General features: G+C 40.6%; 21 protein-coding genes. 1 reads left to right on the top strand and 20 read right to left on the bottom strand.

All coding sequences use genetic code 11. The features are described from left to right. Position 1 precedes the first annotated feature (1 nt). From EHR07_RS06120 to EHR07_RS06095, 6 genes are read right to left on the bottom strand one after another with little or no spacing between them, the layout of a single operon-like run. Positions 2 to 1,228: a type II secretion system F family protein gene (locus EHR07_RS06120; RefSeq protein WP_135744251.1), complete on the bottom strand. Its 1,227-nt coding sequence runs from the start codon at positions 1,226 to 1,228 to the stop codon at positions 2 to 4. A gap of 5 nt (positions 1,229 to 1,233) precedes the next feature. Next, positions 1,234 to 2,910, bottom strand: coding sequence for a type II secretion system ATPase GspE (gene gspE / locus EHR07_RS06115; protein ID WP_135744250.1), 1,677 nt, complete (start codon positions 2,908 to 2,910; stop codon positions 1,234 to 1,236). Then, on the bottom strand, positions 2,907 to 4,673 hold the full coding sequence (gene gspD, locus EHR07_RS06110) for a type II secretion system secretin GspD (protein ID WP_135744249.1): 1,767 nt from the start codon (positions 4,671 to 4,673) through the stop codon (positions 2,907 to 2,909). The genes gspE and gspD overlap by 4 nt, the downstream gene beginning before the upstream one ends. A gap of 1 nt (position 4,674) precedes the next feature. Further along, positions 4,675 to 5,586, bottom strand: coding sequence for a general secretion pathway protein GspC (locus EHR07_RS06105; protein ID WP_135744248.1), 912 nt, complete (start codon positions 5,584 to 5,586; stop codon positions 4,675 to 4,677). Between the two features lie 29 nt (positions 5,587 to 5,615). Continuing rightward, positions 5,616 to 6,614 (bottom strand): peptidoglycan DD-metalloendopeptidase family protein, encoded by a 999-nt coding sequence (locus EHR07_RS06100; RefSeq protein ID WP_135744247.1) that lies wholly within the window; start codon positions 6,612 to 6,614, stop codon positions 5,616 to 5,618. Positions 6,615 to 6,632: 18 nt separating this feature from the next. Then, complete coding sequence (locus tag EHR07_RS06095; RefSeq protein WP_135744404.1) at positions 6,633 to 7,001, bottom strand: type II secretion system-associated lipoprotein; 369 nt, start codon at positions 6,999 to 7,001, stop codon at positions 6,633 to 6,635. Positions 7,002 to 7,121: 120 nt separating this feature from the next. On the opposite strand from EHR07_RS06095, the gene EHR07_RS06090 reads away from it, so the two are divergent. Next, positions 7,122 to 8,567, top strand: coding sequence for an ATP-binding protein (locus tag EHR07_RS06090; protein ID WP_135744246.1), 1,446 nt, complete (start codon positions 7,122 to 7,124; stop codon positions 8,565 to 8,567). Here the strand turns inward: EHR07_RS06090 and EHR07_RS06085 are convergent, their stop codons facing one another. The 14 genes from EHR07_RS06085 to fmt form a co-directional block, all read right to left on the bottom strand. Continuing rightward, positions 8,568 to 8,768 carry a hypothetical protein gene (locus EHR07_RS06085; RefSeq protein WP_135569609.1) on the bottom strand — a complete coding sequence of 67 codons (201 nt, stop codon included), beginning with the start codon at positions 8,766 to 8,768 and terminating at the stop codon, positions 8,568 to 8,570. A gap of 104 nt (positions 8,769 to 8,872) precedes the next feature. Beyond that, entirely contained in the window at positions 8,873 to 9,220 is a 348-nt protein-coding gene (locus EHR07_RS06080; protein ID WP_135744245.1) for a YraN family protein, read from the bottom strand. A 26-nt stretch (positions 9,221 to 9,246) separates the two neighbouring features. Then, positions 9,247 to 10,434, bottom strand: coding sequence for a cyclic di-GMP phosphodiesterase (locus EHR07_RS06075; protein ID WP_135744244.1), 1,188 nt, complete (start codon positions 10,432 to 10,434; stop codon positions 9,247 to 9,249). A 34-nt stretch (positions 10,435 to 10,468) separates the two neighbouring features. After that, the gene (locus EHR07_RS06070) at positions 10,469 to 10,729 is read right to left on the bottom strand and encodes an EscU/YscU/HrcU family type III secretion system export apparatus switch protein (RefSeq protein ID WP_135744243.1); all 261 of its coding nucleotides are present in this window, start codon (positions 10,727 to 10,729) and stop codon (positions 10,469 to 10,471) included. Then, on the bottom strand, positions 10,726 to 11,331 hold the full coding sequence (locus tag EHR07_RS06065; RefSeq protein WP_238777813.1) for a hypothetical protein: 606 nt from the start codon (positions 11,329 to 11,331) through the stop codon (positions 10,726 to 10,728). The genes EHR07_RS06070 and EHR07_RS06065 overlap by 4 nt, the downstream gene beginning before the upstream one ends. A 37-nt stretch (positions 11,332 to 11,368) precedes the next feature. After that, the gene (locus EHR07_RS06060) at positions 11,369 to 12,019 is read right to left on the bottom strand and encodes a ribonuclease HII (RefSeq protein ID WP_244288916.1); all 651 of its coding nucleotides are present in this window, start codon (positions 12,017 to 12,019) and stop codon (positions 11,369 to 11,371) included. A gap of 113 nt (positions 12,020 to 12,132) precedes the next feature. After that, positions 12,133 to 12,570, bottom strand: a complete 438-nt coding sequence (rplS, locus tag EHR07_RS06055; protein WP_167481627.1) for a 50S ribosomal protein L19 — start codon at positions 12,568 to 12,570, stop codon at positions 12,133 to 12,135. A gap of 8 nt (positions 12,571 to 12,578) precedes the next feature. After that, complete coding sequence (gene trmD, locus EHR07_RS06050; RefSeq protein ID WP_135569621.1) at positions 12,579 to 13,232, bottom strand: tRNA (guanosine(37)-N1)-methyltransferase TrmD; 654 nt, start codon at positions 13,230 to 13,232, stop codon at positions 12,579 to 12,581. Beyond that, positions 13,222 to 13,758 (bottom strand): ribosome maturation factor RimM, encoded by a 537-nt coding sequence (gene rimM, locus EHR07_RS06045; RefSeq protein ID WP_135744240.1) that lies wholly within the window; start codon positions 13,756 to 13,758, stop codon positions 13,222 to 13,224. Before rimM ends, trmD begins: the two co-directional genes overlap by 11 nt. Next, the gene (locus tag EHR07_RS06040) at positions 13,748 to 13,978 is read right to left on the bottom strand and encodes a KH domain-containing protein (RefSeq protein ID WP_135744239.1); all 231 of its coding nucleotides are present in this window, start codon (positions 13,976 to 13,978) and stop codon (positions 13,748 to 13,750) included. Before EHR07_RS06040 ends, rimM begins: the two co-directional genes overlap by 11 nt. Before the next feature lie 7 nt (positions 13,979 to 13,985). Further along, a complete protein-coding gene (gene rpsP / locus EHR07_RS06035) occupies positions 13,986 to 14,243 on the bottom strand; it encodes a 30S ribosomal protein S16 (protein WP_002973959.1) in 258 nt (85 codons plus the stop codon). 47 nt (positions 14,244 to 14,290) lie between these two features. Beyond that, positions 14,291 to 14,953 (bottom strand): ribulose-phosphate 3-epimerase, encoded by a 663-nt coding sequence (rpe, locus tag EHR07_RS06030; RefSeq protein ID WP_135744238.1) that lies wholly within the window; start codon positions 14,951 to 14,953, stop codon positions 14,291 to 14,293. Position 14,954: 1 nt separating this feature from the next. Then, positions 14,955 to 15,974, bottom strand: coding sequence for a PASTA domain-containing protein (locus tag EHR07_RS06025; protein WP_135744237.1), 1,020 nt, complete (start codon positions 15,972 to 15,974; stop codon positions 14,955 to 14,957). Further along, positions 15,971 to 16,939 carry a methionyl-tRNA formyltransferase gene (gene fmt, locus EHR07_RS06020; RefSeq protein WP_135744236.1) on the bottom strand — a complete coding sequence of 323 codons (969 nt, stop codon included), beginning with the start codon at positions 16,937 to 16,939 and terminating at the stop codon, positions 15,971 to 15,973. Before fmt ends, EHR07_RS06025 begins: the two co-directional genes overlap by 4 nt. Positions 16,940 to 16,950 lie beyond the last annotated feature (11 nt).

Genomic DNA, 16,950 nt, shown 5'->3' with positions numbered 1-16,950 from the left:
TCTACATCCCCTGGATTTCTTGAGTTAGTTTGTACATTGGCGTCATAATCGCCGCCATAATGGTAAAAATAATTCCACCCATTACAATGATCATCATTGGTTCTAATGATTGGGTCAAAGATTTTATTGCCGTATCCACCTCGGATTCATAGATTTCCGAGAGTTTATTCATCATTTCGGGGACCTTATCAGAGGCTTCCCCGGCACTGAGCATCCCAAGAACCATCTGCGAAAGGACTTGCGACCCTTGTAAAGAGTCAGAAAGTTTTCCCCCCTCTTTAATTTTGACGATGGCAGAGGCAATTTCTTCCTTAAAAACAGTATGGCCCACAACATCAGATACAATATTCAAAGACACAATGAGTGGCACTCGGTTTAAAAGAAGGATCGATAGGTTTCTTGCAAAGTTAGAAACTAAAATTTTTCTAAGTAAAGTTCCAATCACGGGTAATCTTAAAAGAAATTTATCCCAAGTTTTTTTCCCTTCCCCGGAACTTTTCCATTTCATAAATCCAAGAAAACCAGCAGCAAGGGCTCCCAAAATAAAAAACCAATAATTGGTTAAAACATAAGATAAAAATATCACAGCTCTTGTGAGTAGAGGAAGTTTCGCATCAAAAGAAGCAAACAACTGTTCAATTTGCGGAATTACTACAACGAGTAGGAAGATAGATACACCAAGTGAAAGTAAACCCATAATCATGGGATAAATCATCGCCACTTGGACTTTAGATTTTAATTCAGAGGATTTTTCTTCTAGTTCCGCTAAACGATGTAAGGTGTTTTCGTAATTTCCTGTCGATTCACCAACAGAAATCAAACTGGGGTATTGGTCAGGAAAAACAGTTTTATGTTTTTTCATGGACTCAGAAAGACTCATTCCCTCTGTGATGTCCGCTCGCATCTCAATCAAAACTTTTTTGAAGTAAATATTCTCTACTTGGTCAATGATCGATAACAAACATTTATCTAGAGGAATTCCGGCACCAAGAAGAGTTCCTAACTGTTTACAAAATAGTCCCACTTCTTTTCTGGGAATCCGATATAATAATTTAGATAAAAAAGGAAATAGTTCCCTCTCTTCTTTTTCTCTATCTTCCTGGATTGATCGAACGTAAAGACCTTTCGCCTTTAGTTTGTTACGCGCCGCTTGCAAATTTGGGGCGTCGATAATATTTTTTTCTTCTTTGCCCTTTTTATTGAATGCGACGTATGTAAAGAGTGGCATAAAAATTAAGAAACCCGAAGGACCTCTTCTGGAGTCGTAACACCTTCGATCACCTTAAATTTGCCGTATTCCTGCAAAGTCGAAAGACCATTTTTCAAAGCGATTTCTTTAATTCGATTGGCATCTGCCCCTTGCAAAATGGCACGTTTGATTTCATCGTTCATGGTGAGAAGTTCATACAAACCAGTTCGGCCTTTGTATCCGGAATTTAGACAAGAAGCACAACCCTTTCCCCTGTATAAAACACCATTTTTTAATTCTTTTCTTTGGATTCCAAGACCGGCTAGGTCTTTATCGGTTGGTTTGTATGATGTTTTACAATCCTTACAAATGACCCGAACAAGTCTTTGGGCCATAAAACCTAACACAGAACTTGTGATGAGATATGGTTCAATCCCCATATCCACAAGCCTTGTGACAGCCGATGAAGCATCGTTGGTGTGTAAGGTGGAAAACACTAAGTGACCTGTAAGGGAAGCTTGGATGGCAATCCTTGCCGTTTCCTCATCACGGATCTCCCCCACCATCACAACATCCGGATCTTGACGAAGGATCGAACGTAAACCAGCAGCAAAGGTAAGCCCAATTTTTTCATTCATTTGCATCTGGGAAATTCCATCCATTTGGTATTCCACCGGATCTTCGCAAGTAATGATATTTCGTTCTTCGGTATTAATTTCAGAAAGTGCAGAATAGAGTGTCGTTGATTTACCAGAACCTGTGGGACCTGTTACCAAAATAATTCCATAAGGTTTATAGATTAAATGTTTAAAATCATTTAGGATTTCTTTATTAAAACCCATAGTTTCAATGGAATACTTTTGGTCTGTTTTGTTTAGAATACGCATTACAATACGTTCTCCAAACTGACAAGGGATGATAGAAACCCGAACATCCACATCTTTCCCAGCTAACCGAAGTTTAATCCGTCCATCTTGCGGCAAACGGTTTTCCGCAATATTTAAATTCGACATGATTTTGATACGTGTAGAAATACCCGCCAAATAAGACTTAGGTGGACTGAGAACTTTTTGTAAAACCCCATCTACACGATAACGAACCACAACGGATTTTTCAAAGGGTTCCACGTGAATATCGGAGGCTCTTTCCGATACTGCCTGTGACAAAATTACATTCACCATCTTGATGATGGGAGCTTCATTGGATAAATCTAGTGCATCGGACTCAAAAGCATCGGAGAGATCCCCAAAACTTCCATCCATCTCATCCATCATCTCTTTGGCTTCGGCAGTAGTTTTGTCGAATTGAGAATGGATGATTCTCATAATTTCGTTTTCGGTGGCAAGAACGAACTGGATTTCGTATCCTTTTAGGAAGGATCTCATATCATCCATTGGATGAAGATCTGTCGGATCACAAGTGGCAACTACCACCTTTTTGCCTTTGACTGAAACTGGTACAATTTTAGAGCGTTGGACAAGTTTTAAGGGAATTTTGCCAAATACATCTTCGTTACCAACAAACTCTAGTTTGTCGATAAACTCCATACGGTGGAGTTTTGCAAGTGCTTTTAAAATATCAGTTTCGGAAGCGAGACCTTTTTTTTGGATGATATGAGTGATGGGAAGATTTGTTTTTTCCTGTTGTTTGGAAATATCTTCAAGATCCTTAATGGTAAGGATCCCATCTTCTAAAAGGATTTGGCCTAAACTCTTTCTCATCGTAGTTTCTTTTCTCGTTCGTCGACCATCCTTTCTTGTTCATTTTTCTTTTGGATGGTAATACGATCCGATTTATCACGGTCGTCTAGAATATGCGGTGTTAAAAATACCATTAAATTGGTTTTTCGGTTTTGATTCGTAGTCCTTCGGAATAGTGTTCCTAGTAACGGAATCTCCCCTAAAATTGGGATCTTTTGCACTTTCTTTTGTTTGTCATTGGAAAGTAATCCCCCAATCACGATGGTCTGGATATTATCCACAACGATCGTAGTTTTAATATCTCGTTTGTTAAAGGTTGGGTTTCCCCCTGTTGCTTCCGAAGAAATCCCTGCTACGTTTTTGATCTCTTGGTAAAGATCTAAAGTGATACGATTGTTTTTATTGATATGTGGGGTGAACTTTAGTTTAATTCCTGTAGGACGGTATTCAAAGTTTGCCACAGTGACCGCATTGTCACCACCGAGACCAGCGTTACGGTTTTGAGTTCGCACAGGAACATCTTGACCCACGTTGATCTCTGCTTCTTGGTTGTCCAAAGTCAAAATCTGAGGTGCTGACAATACGTTAAAATTCTCATTGGTCGAGTTCGCATTTAAAATACCAATGATTTGTTGTCCCCCACGACGTATGAATCCAAGAGAGAAACCTGACAAAGTATTTACGTTAGTGGGTCGACCATTTTTATCGATGACCCCCCCTTGTGCCGCAAGACCTGTGTTAAACTGTCCATACGCAAGTTCTTGGTAACGCCAATCGATACCAAAATCGTTAAGGTCAGTGGAACTTAGCTCAACAATCAGCACTTCCAGTAACACTTGTTTTCTGGGTGTATCCAGAATTTTTATGATTTTTTTAATTTCTTCCCATTCCTGGGGAGAAGCTGTGACAATCAGTGAGTTAGATTCTTTATGGGCAACTGCTTTGATTTTATCTTGTTTGCCAGGAATTTTTTGCGCTTGGGCTACCGGTTGTGGAGGAGGATTTGGTTTTCCATCTGGGCCAGGTTCTCCTGGTTGTCCACTTTGTGTCGGCGCTGTTGGTGCATCCGGCATATCTAATTTTACCAAAATGGCCGCCAACTTTTCTGCTTCATTGTATTCTAAAGTATAAATATGAATATCACCTGCAGAGGAAATGGATCCTGGGCCATCCACTCGTACATCCAAATTATCAACTAACTTCAGTAATTTGTTAATATCAGAGGTTGAACCTGAAAAGATCAAAGTATTTTGGTTTTTAGGAATGATGATATCAGTATCTGGAGATGTGACTCTTTTAAGAATGGGTTCGAGTTCAGCAGCATTCGAATATTCTAAAGGAACGATTTGAGTGATGGTTTTGTTGAGAGAAACTTCAGATTCGGAAACAGGGTCTTTTCCTATACGAACAATGGGAGACTTTGCAAGAGCATCTTTTATTTTTACCACTTTGATCAGATCATTTTCTTCAATCAGACCAAACCCTTGCGTTTCTAAAACGGATTTCATAAACCCGTAAGCATCATCGATTTTCACTCGTTTTTGAGAGATGATCGTTATCTTTTTTCCTTTTACCGCATCATCAATCAAAATGTTTCTTTTGATGATGGCACTCATCCCCATTAAAAAGTCTTTGAGTTCTGTATCTCTCCAATCTGCGGTAAAACTGGCGGGCTCTGGCGACGTCGCTTTGGCCTTTGGTTTTCCTTTTTCTTGAGAAAAACCAGGTGTCGCAAATACATAAAGGCAAATACTAAGTACTACTAAAGGAAGACGATTTCTCATTTTAATTCCGAATGATAAATTCATATGTGATTATTTTGCCTTGTCTTTCTAAATCCACTGTAATTTTCGGGGCCTGTTTGATCGATCCCCAAATTTCCAACATTTTCTCTGTTTCGTTGAGTGGCATTCCATTTACCCTTCTGATGATATCGCCACCGCGTGCACCGAGAGCATAAAAGACATGGTCTTTTGCCACCTGATAGATCTTGTAACCCTCGATCTTTCCGTCTACCAAATGTGGGCCAAACCTTGCATTTTTATAGATAGTATTCGGATCTTTGAGTTTGCGATTCACGTCCTCACGGGAAAGAACTTTTTGGACGGTTTGGCTAGAGGGTCCCAAATTGGCAACAGCTGCTGCATCTTTTGGTCGAATTCGTTCTTTGGCTTGTGCGGGAGTTTCCCCGATATTGACTCGAAGGCTTAAACCACCTTTTTTCAATACCACATAATGCTGTTCAATGGCCTGGACTTTATAGCCACCGACCATCTCCCCTGTTCCATATTCTTCGGAATCATTGTTTTGTTTTTCGCGGATGGTAACACGAGCAAAGGACCAATGGCCAGACAAAGTCCCTGTGATAAGCATTTGGTCATCGTCTCCATTGTCCTGAGCAATTTCAGGATCAAGGGGTGTGCCATCTGCCCCGCGTTTGGTGGCATCATTAGGATCGAATACTTGGCCCCGAATGAGGTTTCCTGTGACTATATCTTCATAGGTACTCACAGCCAAAATCACTTCTTGGCGCATTTGTTTGGGTTTGGCACCCGCGACACTAATTCCTGTTTCTGTAGAAAACAAAAGAAGCAAAACCAACTTTAAAAGATAGGCAAGAGAAAAGGAAAAAAGTAAAACCGCCGGAATCAATGTCAAAAACTGACTCGATTGGATTCTTTGAAGGATTAAATTCATGCTCCCCACAAACCGGAGGTCGGCTCCGATTACATTCCAGCTACTTCAGATTTAGGGAGCCTAGTGACTTGTTTTTCCGTGATGCTAAGAGCCGACTCGGGATTCATAATCTTCCCGTTTCGAAACACTTCAAAATGCAGATGTGCTCCTGTTGCTGTTCCTGTCCTTCCGACAAGGGCAACCACACGACCCATCTTCACCGTTTCCCCAACCTCAACTAAAATCTGAGAACAGTGGGCGTAAACTGTTTTATAACCATTTTTGTGTTGGATCGTAACGGAGTTTCCATATCCCCCATTGCGACCAGTAAATACAACTTCCCCATCTGCTGCCGAGAGAACTGGTGCTCCCACTTTAGCGGCAAGATCAAGTCCCGTATGATACACACGATTGTATTTATTAAAAGGATCTACACGTCTTCCATAACGAGATGTGACTCGGCTTTGTGGAACGGGCATAATGAAAATCTTTTTTAAAACGACTCGAGAAGAGGATGCATTTTTCACTTGGACAGGAACTTCCAAAACTTGGCCAATCTTCAACTGGTCACTAGTGAGTCCGTTATGTTTTTTAAGTTTTGCCAACTCAATAGAAAAGGATCGTGCAATCTTTGATAGATTGTCTTTTTTTTGGACTGCGTATTTTTTGATGATGATACCAGATTCATGGACGACGGTGTTACTCACAACTGGCGATACATCTATGTATTTGGGTAGATCCAAAGAAGCCAGTTCCACCTCTTCCTCTTCACCAGACGGGTTGACACCCACGGAAAAAAGTTTATGAATTTCTGATTCTTGGGATTGGGAACCAAAAAGACGAAACATGGCAGATTCATTTCCTGGAATGGACTCATTAATTTCGGAATGAATTTTTTGGAATGGGTTGGCCAAAAGCCCAGTTGTAGAAAGGGCTAAAAGGGAAATGATTACCAACCGAAGGATCTTCACAGATAAAATATCGGGAATTAGGGGGAGAAATCTTGAACTAGAAACAAAGAAAGAATGAAAACGAAAAACTTGCAACAATGGAGACTTCCCAAACCTTTATTTCTTTGTTTTTTTAACACCGGTTTCAACCAGAGTGAATTTTTTCGAAACCCACTCTTCGACATCTTCCAGGTCATACTGCTTTTTTTTCACATCATCATTGATGATATAGGCAGCCAATTTTCCCACAGAAGATTCTCTAGACTCGGCGATTGGATACACCTTCAATTTCAAAAGTGAGGGGGTGGATTCGATATAAATCTTCACCAAGGTCCCTTTCTTCCAAACTTCTGTTTCCGAGAACTTGATCTCTTCTTGTAAGGAATAGGTTTTTCCATCATAGTATTCATTGATTTCCCTTAATCTTTCCTTTTTAATCAACCTTTGGGAACAATGGCTGAACACAAGGAGAAGGACGAGGGGAATTACACGAATGACACTACAATTCAAAGCAAACTCTGAGGAAAAGTCACCATGATGCCTCAATTATGAAAAGTCTTTTTTATTTTTTGGCCCAAAAGATAAGAAACATACCCCTATTGGTTTGTGAGTCCCAAACGAGCTGAAGTTGGCAGTCTGTTATACGAATGGAATGGAACCAAAGAAATCCAGGTAGAAGTCGGAATCCGAAGAGGTCTCCCGAATTTCCAAATTTTAGGTTGTGCCACTTCACTCACAAAAGAGTCCAGAGACCGCATCCGTTTGGCTTTAGAGGCATCTGGCTACCTATTCCCACTAGAAACTATCATTATCAATTTAAAACCCACCCATATCCCCAAACGGATGGTTTGTTTGGATCTGGCCATTGCCGTGGGAATCTTAGAAGCAACAGAACAAATCAAAATCCCAGAGGGACGTATCTTTTTTTTAGGTGGACTTGGTTTGGATGGATCGGTCCTCGGAGGCCAGGAACTTCTCCCTTATCTCTGGCAAAACCGGGACAACCAAACTGTTGCTTTTTGTCTTCCCACTTCTTTACGAAAAGAAACCCTGCCGGAAGGCCAATATTATTTTTTGGACCATTTAGAAGGCCTTAGATATCTAGGCCAGTCTTCCCCTCACAACCAAGAGATACCCCCTCCCGTTTCTGAATCGAAAACCTGGGAAAAAGTTTTTTTAGACCCTTACCAAATGAAAACCTTTCAAGGTCTTCTGTATGCTGTTCTTGGCAGACACCATAGCCTACTCCTCGGAAGTCCTGGTTCTGGAAAAACCATGTTGCATAGAATGCTAGAATCTTTACTTCCTCCGAAAGAAACGAGAGATCCAAACGAGCAAGGCATTTGGACTTCCGCAGGAGACTTTGAAATTCCCAGTCGCAATCGCCCTTTTCGCGCCCCACACCATTCCGCAACAGAAGTAGGACTTGTAGGAGGCGGTTTACCTTTCCAACCTGGTGAGATATCCAAAGCTTATGGTGGAATTCTTTATTTAGATGAAGCCTTAGAATTTAAAGATCGAATTTTGGAAAGTTTACGAATGCCTATGGAAGATTCCTATTTAGAAATTGTTAGGATGAACGAAAAAACTAAATTAAAAACGGATTTCACCTTAATGCTCTCCGCAAACCCCTGCCCTTGCGGAAACTACCATAGTCACCATACCTGCCATTGTTCTTTGCAAAAGATTCGTTTGTATTTACAAAAAATTAGCGGAGCTTTTTTAGATCGAATTACCATCTTTCAAACGTTATTCGAAACGACAAATGATCGTTGTATTCAATTAGAAGAACATAAAATGAAAAAGATTCTACTAGAGCGTGTAACCTTTCAGAAAACTAGAAAAAGTCCTGAGGATGAAGAAATCAAAATTCAAAAAATTTTAGACACAGAAAACCGAACCAAACAACTGTCCTTACGAAAGAAAAAACAAATCATTTCTCTTGCAAGGACCATTGCCGATTGGGATTTATCCTCCCGAACCAAGGAAGCACATATCTGGGAGGCTGTTGAATATTGTATAGGTTACCAGTGGATTTATAGCCTAGGGTAATTACTTCGAAATAAAATGCGAAATCTCCATCGCGATTTTATTAATCGCATAATCCATGTAAGCTGGATCATCGATCTTTTTTTTGTAATTTTCGAATTTTTTCTGAACGGTTGAGGCCATTCCCCTTTTCCGGAGTAAAACCGGATCTGGACCAAATTCGTCGGTTTCTGCCAAATTCCCAAAAATACTAAATTGACTCATACGGTTACTTCCTTGTAACAATCAAACCCTCATCCTTGAGAGCGTTTTCCCTTTAGGGATACAAAACCAATCGGCCCAGTACAAAAATCCCTTGATGAAGTATTTTAGAAGATTGACGAATAAAAACGAACTTCCTTTTTTTCAGTGATATGGATCAAATTAAACGAAGGTGTTAGGTGGCAAAAGGCAGGAACTTCTTTTAGTAAATAGTAATATACCTTCCGCATTCTTTTGCGTTTTGTCTCATGAAAACATTCTAAAGGATGAAATCCACTGCGCATGTCCCATGTTTTCACTTCAGAACAATGAAGTGAATCGTTCTCGAGGCTAATTATGTCTAATTCCCCAAATGATTTTCTGAAATTACGAAAGAGGATGGTATGACCCAATGAATCCAAAAATTCCGCTGCCAAATCTTCTCCCGACCGACCTAGATCCGTTTTTTTCCGCATATCGCAGATCTCCAAATGAGAAAGGATCAGTAAATCTGTGAAAATGGAATTGCTTGTTGGATGTAGAGATTGAGGTCTTTCATGAGATCCACAAATTCTAGATGTTTGAGGCGTTTTCCTTCAGCATCTTTTGTGACTCGAATAACGGGACGAAGTGGTTTGTCTTTATTTGATTCAATGACCATACCCATTCTTAGGTCAGAAAGAACCACACCGGACCCCACAGGAAACATAGAAAGTTTATTTAAGAATAACCTAACCATTTTTAAATCAAAACGGTTCACGTTTTCACTGATCATAATCTTCATTGCTTCATAAGGTAACACAGCCTGTCTGTACGGTCTTGGATGGATCATGGCAGCAAATTGGTCACCGATCATAAACACTTTGGTGAGTTCTTCAATTTGGTTGGCAAGAATTCGCTGCGGATACCCGGATCCGTCCACCGCTTCATGGTGTTGGAGAGCAACAATGGCGAGTGAGTTTTTTAATTTTAACCTTTGGGTGAGAATTTGGTAACCAGTCACAGGATGGCGTTTGATAGTTTTTAAATCTAATTCAGAAAGGGCACCTTTTTTCTCGGATACTTCTTCAGGTACTGTTACCATACCAATGTCGGCAAAAAGTGAAGCCAAGGCCAAATCGATCAGTTTGGGTCTGGAAAACTCTAAAAAGTTTCCAAGCATCACTGAAAAAAATGTCGCATAACAAATATGAGTGTATAAATAATAACCTGAATGAGAATGGGATAAAAGTAAAATGGAAATTTGGGAGTTTGCTTTTGTATGGTCTGCGATACGTTCCGCAATTTCTCTAAATTCCCTAATTTCCGTATAACGACCCTCAGATGCAGAACGATAAGTTTTTTGAACTAAATCAAAACAATCTTTAAATACAGCGTTAAACTCGACCTTAGCGGTATTGGCTTTTTCCAATAGATATTTATAGCGAGTGGAGTTTTCATCATCTTGGTAAAAAGGTAAGTTGGTATCGAAGTAACCAGGCCCGGCCCCTGCAGAAGTTTTATCCTGTCCATCGGCCGTAACCTTTTCTCCATCGGTTAAAACAAAGGTGATTCCAAATTGGACCAAACGGTCTAAGTCTTGTTGTGTGATCGGTTGGTCGGCACCAACAAAAACAGTATCTTTATCCAAATAAATTGACTTTGTGAACTTGGATCCAGGTTCTAAGTCACGTATGGAGATTTTCCGCATAATTGCGTAAATCCTAGTAAGAAGCGTAGAAACATCAATTGTTTTTCTTTTGTCTCTCTAAAACAAGGATTCGAAACACTGAAGCTACGGCTTCATACAATTCCCTGGGAATTTCTTTTCCATTAGGGAGATGATCTAAGGTTTGTATCATCATTTCATCTCGAATGACTAAAACTCCCGACTCTTTGGCAAGCCGAATCAAATTTTCAGCAAACCTCCCCTCTGCCTTAGCCACAAGTTTCGGTGCCACATTCCGGGTTGGATCATAGGCAAGAGCTGCCATCTTTTGTTTCATCTGTAATCTCCGTTAAATGCGTCTTCATTCCAGGTTTCGATTTGCACCGATTGTATTTGGGGAAAGTCCCGAACAAGACCTAATAATGATTTGCGAATACTCTCGTTTTCGAGGGAAGTTTCTGTTGTGATATGAACAATTACCGGTTTCTCTTTTTCAGGATCATAATGAAACTGAATTCCCATGGCTCCAGTCTCCTTGGATTCCCAAAACACATAGAGAACCAAACCTTTGTTTTTCGGTTCTACCACCATTTGTAAAAATTCATTTGCCTCTGGATCCAAAAATGAAAGAAGATCGGTAAATCCAGTTTCCCCCAATAGGTAATTCCAAATGGGTTTTAATTCAGAAACCTCAAATGTTTTCGATTCAGATTGGGTAGAGATCCACTGAGACCATCGAAAACGATTTTCCACTTTCCTTATATTGGTTTGCAGTTCCGGATCGGAACCTTTTGCCAGAAGAGAAATCATACGGTTTCCATCGTTTGTTTGTGTGGCACTTATTTTGGACTTGGGATAACTTCCTTCCAAAGGGAGTAACCCTTGTCCGGATTTGTTGGTTTCTTTTGAGAAAAAGTGATCCTTACTCTGGTGGGTCAATTTTCCCAAAGAAAAAATTTGCGGGAGAGAATGGAAATTAGAAAAGAGAGGGCTCACTCCCTTCTCTTCGGAGAAATTTACAAAAACTCAACCTGTGGATCGGAGAAATTCCAAGTTTCAAAAGAGCCTCCCTATGTTCTTCGGTTCCGTATCCTTTGTGTTTGGCAAACCCATAACCTGGGTATTTTAAGTCCATTTTTTCCATATATTCATCTCTATAGGTTTTGGCAAGGATGGAGGCCGCAGAAATAGAAGGAATTAAATCATCCCCTTTGGGAAGAGAGAAATAACCTTCTATAGGTTTAGTAATTTTTAGTTTATAATTTCCATCAGCGAGGAGATAAGCCTTAGTATTTAACCATTTGTCTTCATTGCGATTTGCCTCTCCATCGTAAGTAGAATTGGACAAATGTAATTTTTCATGCGCAGTAGTTTTGGATTCAAATGGTTGTGGGTTTGTCGGCAAACAGCGGTTCATCCCATAAAAAATGGCTTGGTTGATATTAAACTTATCAATGAATTTGGCACTAACAAACGTCACACGAAAGTATGTTACATACTTTAGGATTTCTGTTCTAAGTTCCAGACGTTTGGGTTCGGGAATTTTTTTAGAATCGCGAAGCCCTTTTAGGATTTCGCCATTTTTGATTTTCTCTAAGGTAGGGAGATCAAAGGAAACACAACCCACAGAGACGGGGCCAGCAAGCGTACCACGACCTGCTTCATCTAGAGAATAGCAGGTCAGGTGTGGGATTTGGAATTCAGGAAAGAACGGCCGAGTGACGACCGTTTCAAGAGAAATTATGCGCTAGGTGCTTCTGCAGCTTTTGCTTGTGCAAGAGCGGCTTTAGAAGCCTCATCCTGTCTCTTTTTGTCTTTGGCAACAATCGCTTGTCCGCCTTTTCTTTCTTTGATACGTCCTGCTTTTCCTTTTTTATCACGGAGATAGAAAAGTTTCGCACGACGAACAGATCCTTTACGAACGAGTTCAATCTTTGCAATGCGCGGGCTATGAAGTGGGAAAATTCTTTCCACTCCGATATCATAAGACACACGTCTTACAGTAAAGGTTTTACTTTGTGATTTGTTCGCAATGGAGATCACAATACCTTCGTAAACCTGAACACGTTCTTTTCCAGATTCAACGATTTTGTAGTGAACTTTTACAGTATCACCAATTTCGAAATTAAGTTCGTTCTTTGCTTCGCCTGCGAGTGCTGTTTCTAGAATCTGATTCATGGCTTCCTCTAAGAATGATTTCTTGTTTTGCGGTTTTTTTGCCGCCATTTCCGGATCTCTTCATGATGTCCACCGAGGAGCACATCAGGAACGGTCCAACCCATAAAATCATAGGGTTTTGTATACTGAGGGTATTCTAATTCTTCTGTTTCATTGTGCGATTCTTCGAGAAGGCTTTCTTCTTTTCCTAAAAATCCCGGAACAAACCGAGATAGGCAATCAGCAACAACGAGAGCAGCTAAATCCCCCGATGAAATAACATAGTTTCCAATGGCCACTTCCCTGTCAATTAAATGCTCCGTGACACGATGGTCGACCCCTTCGTAATATCCAGAAATCAAAGTGAAAGTCTCAGAAGATTCGAAAATCTCTCGGGCCAAAGTCTGGTTAAACAGTTCCCCTGAAGGACTGAGGAGGATGACCTTCCCTTTATTTTCTCCGAGAGATTCTAAAGCCCTGTAAATGGGTCCCACTTGCAAAAGCATCCCTGGTCCACCACCATAAATAGTATCATCTACCTTTTGGTGTTTGTTATCCGCAAAGTCACGGAGGTGGACAGTATTGATTTCCACAACCCCTTGTTTTACGGCTTTGCCTGGAATTCCTGTATCAAAGTAAGAGGTAATTTTTTCTGGGAAAAGAGTGATGAAATTAAACTTCAAACCACTGCTCCCAATGAATGATTTCTAAGGTTTTGGATTCTAAATTCCAATCACCGACAAACCGGTTGAGAAAAGGAATGAGGATTGTTTCGCCTTCGCCTGATTTTGGTTTTAGTTCTAAAATAGGATGCGCTGGGTTGTCTATGACTTGGGTCACAACATAATGCAGCGATTGGCTCGTTTCTTTGGAAATGGCAAGAAGGCCGACTAAATCTTCGGTGTAAATTTCGCCTTCGGTGGGTTTCGGTAAATCTTCCCTTTTCCATAATAAAGAGAATCCACGGTATTTGATGACAGTTTCCGGAGTTTCAAAACCTTTTAGTTTGACTAGGAAATGATTTCCGTTAGGTTTGATTTCCTCAATTTGGATGGTAGACTGATTTCCCCGAGGGTCTTCGACGGTACAGGTAAACGGTGGTTTGACGGAATTTAAGGTATCACCTTCAGTGAAAACTTTGATGAACCCTTTGATTCCATGTGAGGATCCAATGACCCCCACTTTCACTAAACTTGGTTTAGTCGACAATTTCTAAAGTATAGTTTTTGCCTTGTTTGGTTCCGGCTGCTTGTAAAACAGTACGTAAAGATTTTGCAATCCTTCCGTTTTTTCCGATCACCTTCCCTAGGTCTTTTGGTGCTACCCGAAGTTCGATCACTGTTTCTTCCTCTCCGGGGACTTGGTTGACAGCCACTTGTTCTGGTTGGTCAACGAGAGATGTAACGATATAACGAACTAAGGATTCCATGTATCAATTAACCTTTGAATTTTGACCAAACGTCGTCTTTTTTCAAAAGAGCAAGAACTGTATCAGTAGGTTGAGCACCTTTTTTTAACCAAGAAAGAGTTTTTTCTTCGTTGAAAGTTGCTTTTTTCACAGAAGAAGTAGATGGATGAAAATGTCCAATCGCTTCAATGAACTTTCCGTCACGTGGAGCACGGATGTCTGCTGCTACAATGCGATAGTGCGGGTCTGCTTTTGTTCCCGTTCTTTGTAATCTTAATTTAACCAAGGAAAAATACCCCTTTTATAGCGAGTTTTTTAAATAAGGACGATCTGTCAAGAGCGAGTTCTAGCACTTGCAGCGAGTTCTTTTAATTTTTTGCCCTGTGCGTTCGGATCTCCTGTTTTATAGAGACCAGATCCCACTACCGTAATGTCCACACCGAGTTTGGCAAGCTCCTCTATATTGGATTCATTTACTCCCCCATCCACTTCTAGTTCGATATTATAGGGTTTCGTGAGTTTACGCACTGCTGCGATCTTTTCAAATCCTGATTTTACAAAGGACTGCCCGTAAAATCCAGGGTCCACAGTCATGAGTAAAACAAGATCCAAATACGGAAGGATTTGGGATATGGATTCCGGTGGAGTTTGGGGATTGAGAGAGACCCCCACTTTGATTCCTGCTTTTCGGATCTCTTCTGCTAGTCTTACAGAGAAGTTTGTGGTTTCAATATGGAAAGTGATACAATAAGGATTGAGCTCAAAGTATTTGGGAACGTGGAGTTCTGGGTTACTCACCATCAAATGTACATCCAAAGGAATTTGGGTATGTGATTTGACTTCTTTTGTAAAGGCTTCCCCAAAAGAGATTTGCGGGACAAAGTTTCCGTCCATCACATCAATGTGAATGAGGTCGATATTTTCTTGTTTGTAAGTCGGAAGCTCCGCTGAGAGTCCCGTAAGTTTTGCAGCAAGGATCGATGCTGAAATTTTCATATTAATAAGTTCCCTTTAATTTCCAAACCTTGGCCACACCGGTTTCTTTACCGAAAAGTGTAACCTTTACATTCCCGGCTCGATGGATGAGAAATCGAACTGGTTCATCTTCATTTAGTTTTTGGTTGGTGAAAATTTCTTTTTCGATTTCTGTATCATCCCCAGGTTTTGTATAAGTGATTTTTGCTGAGTAAAGATCATCATCATCCACTTCATATTCCAAAAATTCATAATCTTGAACAAAAGTTTCAGAAGGTTTCAAAAAGAAAGCACCCACTTCCGCACCGGTAGGTTTTAATTCAAAGGTAGAAGTAAGACCATGTTCTTCACGAAACTCTGGTTTGGTGGCTTCTTTAATTCGATAAGGGATTTTCTTTCTTTGTAAAAAATCGACTAAAAAAGGAACAGGAGTTCCCACAAATTTTGTGGAATCCAATGGTTCATTTGCCGATTGGGTGGATTTTTTTTCTATATTTGGTTCTGTAACAAGTAGGTAAATTTTTTCTCCGGAATGAGTTTCTTTTCCAGGAGCAGGAATTTGGTCAATGATCGTATCAGCGGGTTCATCACCCACAGCAGGCACATAGGTGATCCCACCAATTTGTAAAGGGACATACACTTCTCCAGAAAGTACCTTTTCTAAAATGGCTTTGGCACGTTTTAGATCTTGTCCTTTGACATCGGGAATGGTCACCCGATCAAATCCAATATTCACTGTCAGATAAAGTTTGGATCCAGCTTCGACTTCCTTACCGGGATCAATGGATTGAGCAAGAATGATCCCATCTGTTTTTTCAGGGATTCTTTGGGTTTCTAAACGGACTTTGAGTTGGAGTCTTTGTAATTCGTTATGAACCTCGATGTAGTTTTTGCCAATCACATAAGGCATCATTACCTTTTGTTCTTCTTTGGTTCGAACTACGACCACAAGAAAGGCTGCGACAAAAAAAACAAGGAGTCCCAAACTAACAAATAGAACATAACCACTGTAAGGTAGGATTTTTAGAAACTTTTCTTTCACGTAAATGATTCTCCGGCTAAAACCCGCGCCCCATTAAAAAACTCAAATCCTTTCATGGGTTTTTTCCCTTCGGGTTGTAAGGTATCTATACCAAGCAGGTTTCCGTCTCCACAGAGACAGAAAAGCCTTTTTTTCTGGTATAGGAAAAAGGAACCCGGTCTGAGGCCCTCCGGAATGGGAATCGGCTCACTTTCGGAATCCAAAAGAAAAGAAGAAATAAGAATCAGTTTTTTGCCTCGAAAGTCGGTCACAGCCAAGGGATCTGGATACAAGGCACGAATGCGGTTGTGGATGTTTTTGGCAGGTTCCGACCATTGGATGGGACGGTCGTTTGCTGTGATTTTTTTGCAGTGAGTGGCCTCATTGGCATTCTGCGGCGTCGAAGTCCAAGCGGTTCCCGTAGATTCCAGTTCCCTTAAAAGCCGAATGAGCTCCTTTCCCCCTTCCTTCGTGATGGCCTGCAGAAGAGAAGCCGTGGTTTCTGATGTTCCCACCTTCCAAGATTTTTGGGAAATGATATCTCCCGAATCCACTTCCTTAGCTAAAAACTGGATCGTAAATCCGGACTCTTCCTCCCCACTTAAAAGGAAACTTTGGACGGGAGAGGCCCCCCGATACTTCGGTAATAAACTTCCGTGGAGATTGATACTTCCGAATTTTGGATCTTGGAAAACATTTTCTGGAACAATCGATCCGTAAGCATAAACAATATGAACGGGGGAACCATAGGACAAAATCTGTTTTTGTGCCTCTTCATCGGTCCTTAGTTTCGGAGATTGGATGACAGGAATTCCCTTGGCAATGGCCAGTTCCTTTACAGGTGTGGGTGTGATGATTTGTTTTCTTCCCACCGGTTTGTCAATATTGGTCACAACAAAATCCACTTGGATTCCGACATCCAGTAAGATAGATAGTAATTCTTTCGAGTGATCCGGGGATCCAAAGTATCCAATTGAAAGTTTCATAATGTTTCCTA

This window comes from Leptospira bandrabouensis (genome assembly GCF_004770905.1).
GTDB classification, from domain to species: Bacteria; Spirochaetota; Leptospiria; order Leptospirales; family Leptospiraceae; genus Leptospira_A; species Leptospira_A bandrabouensis.
This window is presented reverse-complemented; position numbering and strand designations above follow the sequence as displayed.

Coding starts and splice junctions, on each gene's coding strand:
- EHR07_RS06040 (WP_135744239.1), bottom strand. CDS start 13,978: ATGGAATCCTTAGTTCGTTATATCGTTACATCTCTCGTTGACCAACCA.
- rpe (WP_135744238.1), bottom strand. CDS start 14,953: ATGAAAATTTCAGCATCGATCCTTGCTGCAAAACTTACGGGACTCTCA.
- EHR07_RS06075 (WP_135744244.1), bottom strand. CDS start 10,434: ATGCGGAAAATCTCCATACGTGACTTAGAACCTGGATCCAAGTTCACA.
- EHR07_RS06105 (WP_135744248.1), bottom strand. CDS start 5,586: ATGAATTTAATCCTTCAAAGAATCCAATCGAGTCAGTTTTTGACATTG.
- EHR07_RS06120 (WP_135744251.1), bottom strand. CDS start 1,228: ATGCCACTCTTTACATACGTCGCATTCAATAAAAAGGGCAAAGAAGAA.
- EHR07_RS06085 (WP_135569609.1), bottom strand. CDS start 8,768: ATGAGTCAATTTAGTATTTTTGGGAATTTGGCAGAAACCGACGAATTT.
- gspE (WP_135744250.1), bottom strand. CDS start 2,910: ATGAGAAAGAGTTTAGGCCAAATCCTTTTAGAAGATGGGATCCTTACC.
- fmt (WP_135744236.1), bottom strand. CDS start 16,939: ATGAAACTTTCAATTGGATACTTTGGATCCCCGGATCACTCGAAAGAA.
- EHR07_RS06070 (WP_135744243.1), bottom strand. CDS start 10,729: ATGAAACAAAAGATGGCAGCTCTTGCCTATGATCCAACCCGGAATGTG.
- rplS (WP_167481627.1), bottom strand. CDS start 12,570: ATGAATCAGATTCTAGAAACAGCACTCGCAGGCGAAGCAAAGAACGAA.
- gspD (WP_135744249.1), bottom strand. CDS start 4,673: ATGAGAAATCGTCTTCCTTTAGTAGTACTTAGTATTTGCCTTTATGTA.
- EHR07_RS06080 (WP_135744245.1), bottom strand. CDS start 9,220: ATGCGGAAAAAAACGGATCTAGGTCGGTCGGGAGAAGATTTGGCAGCG.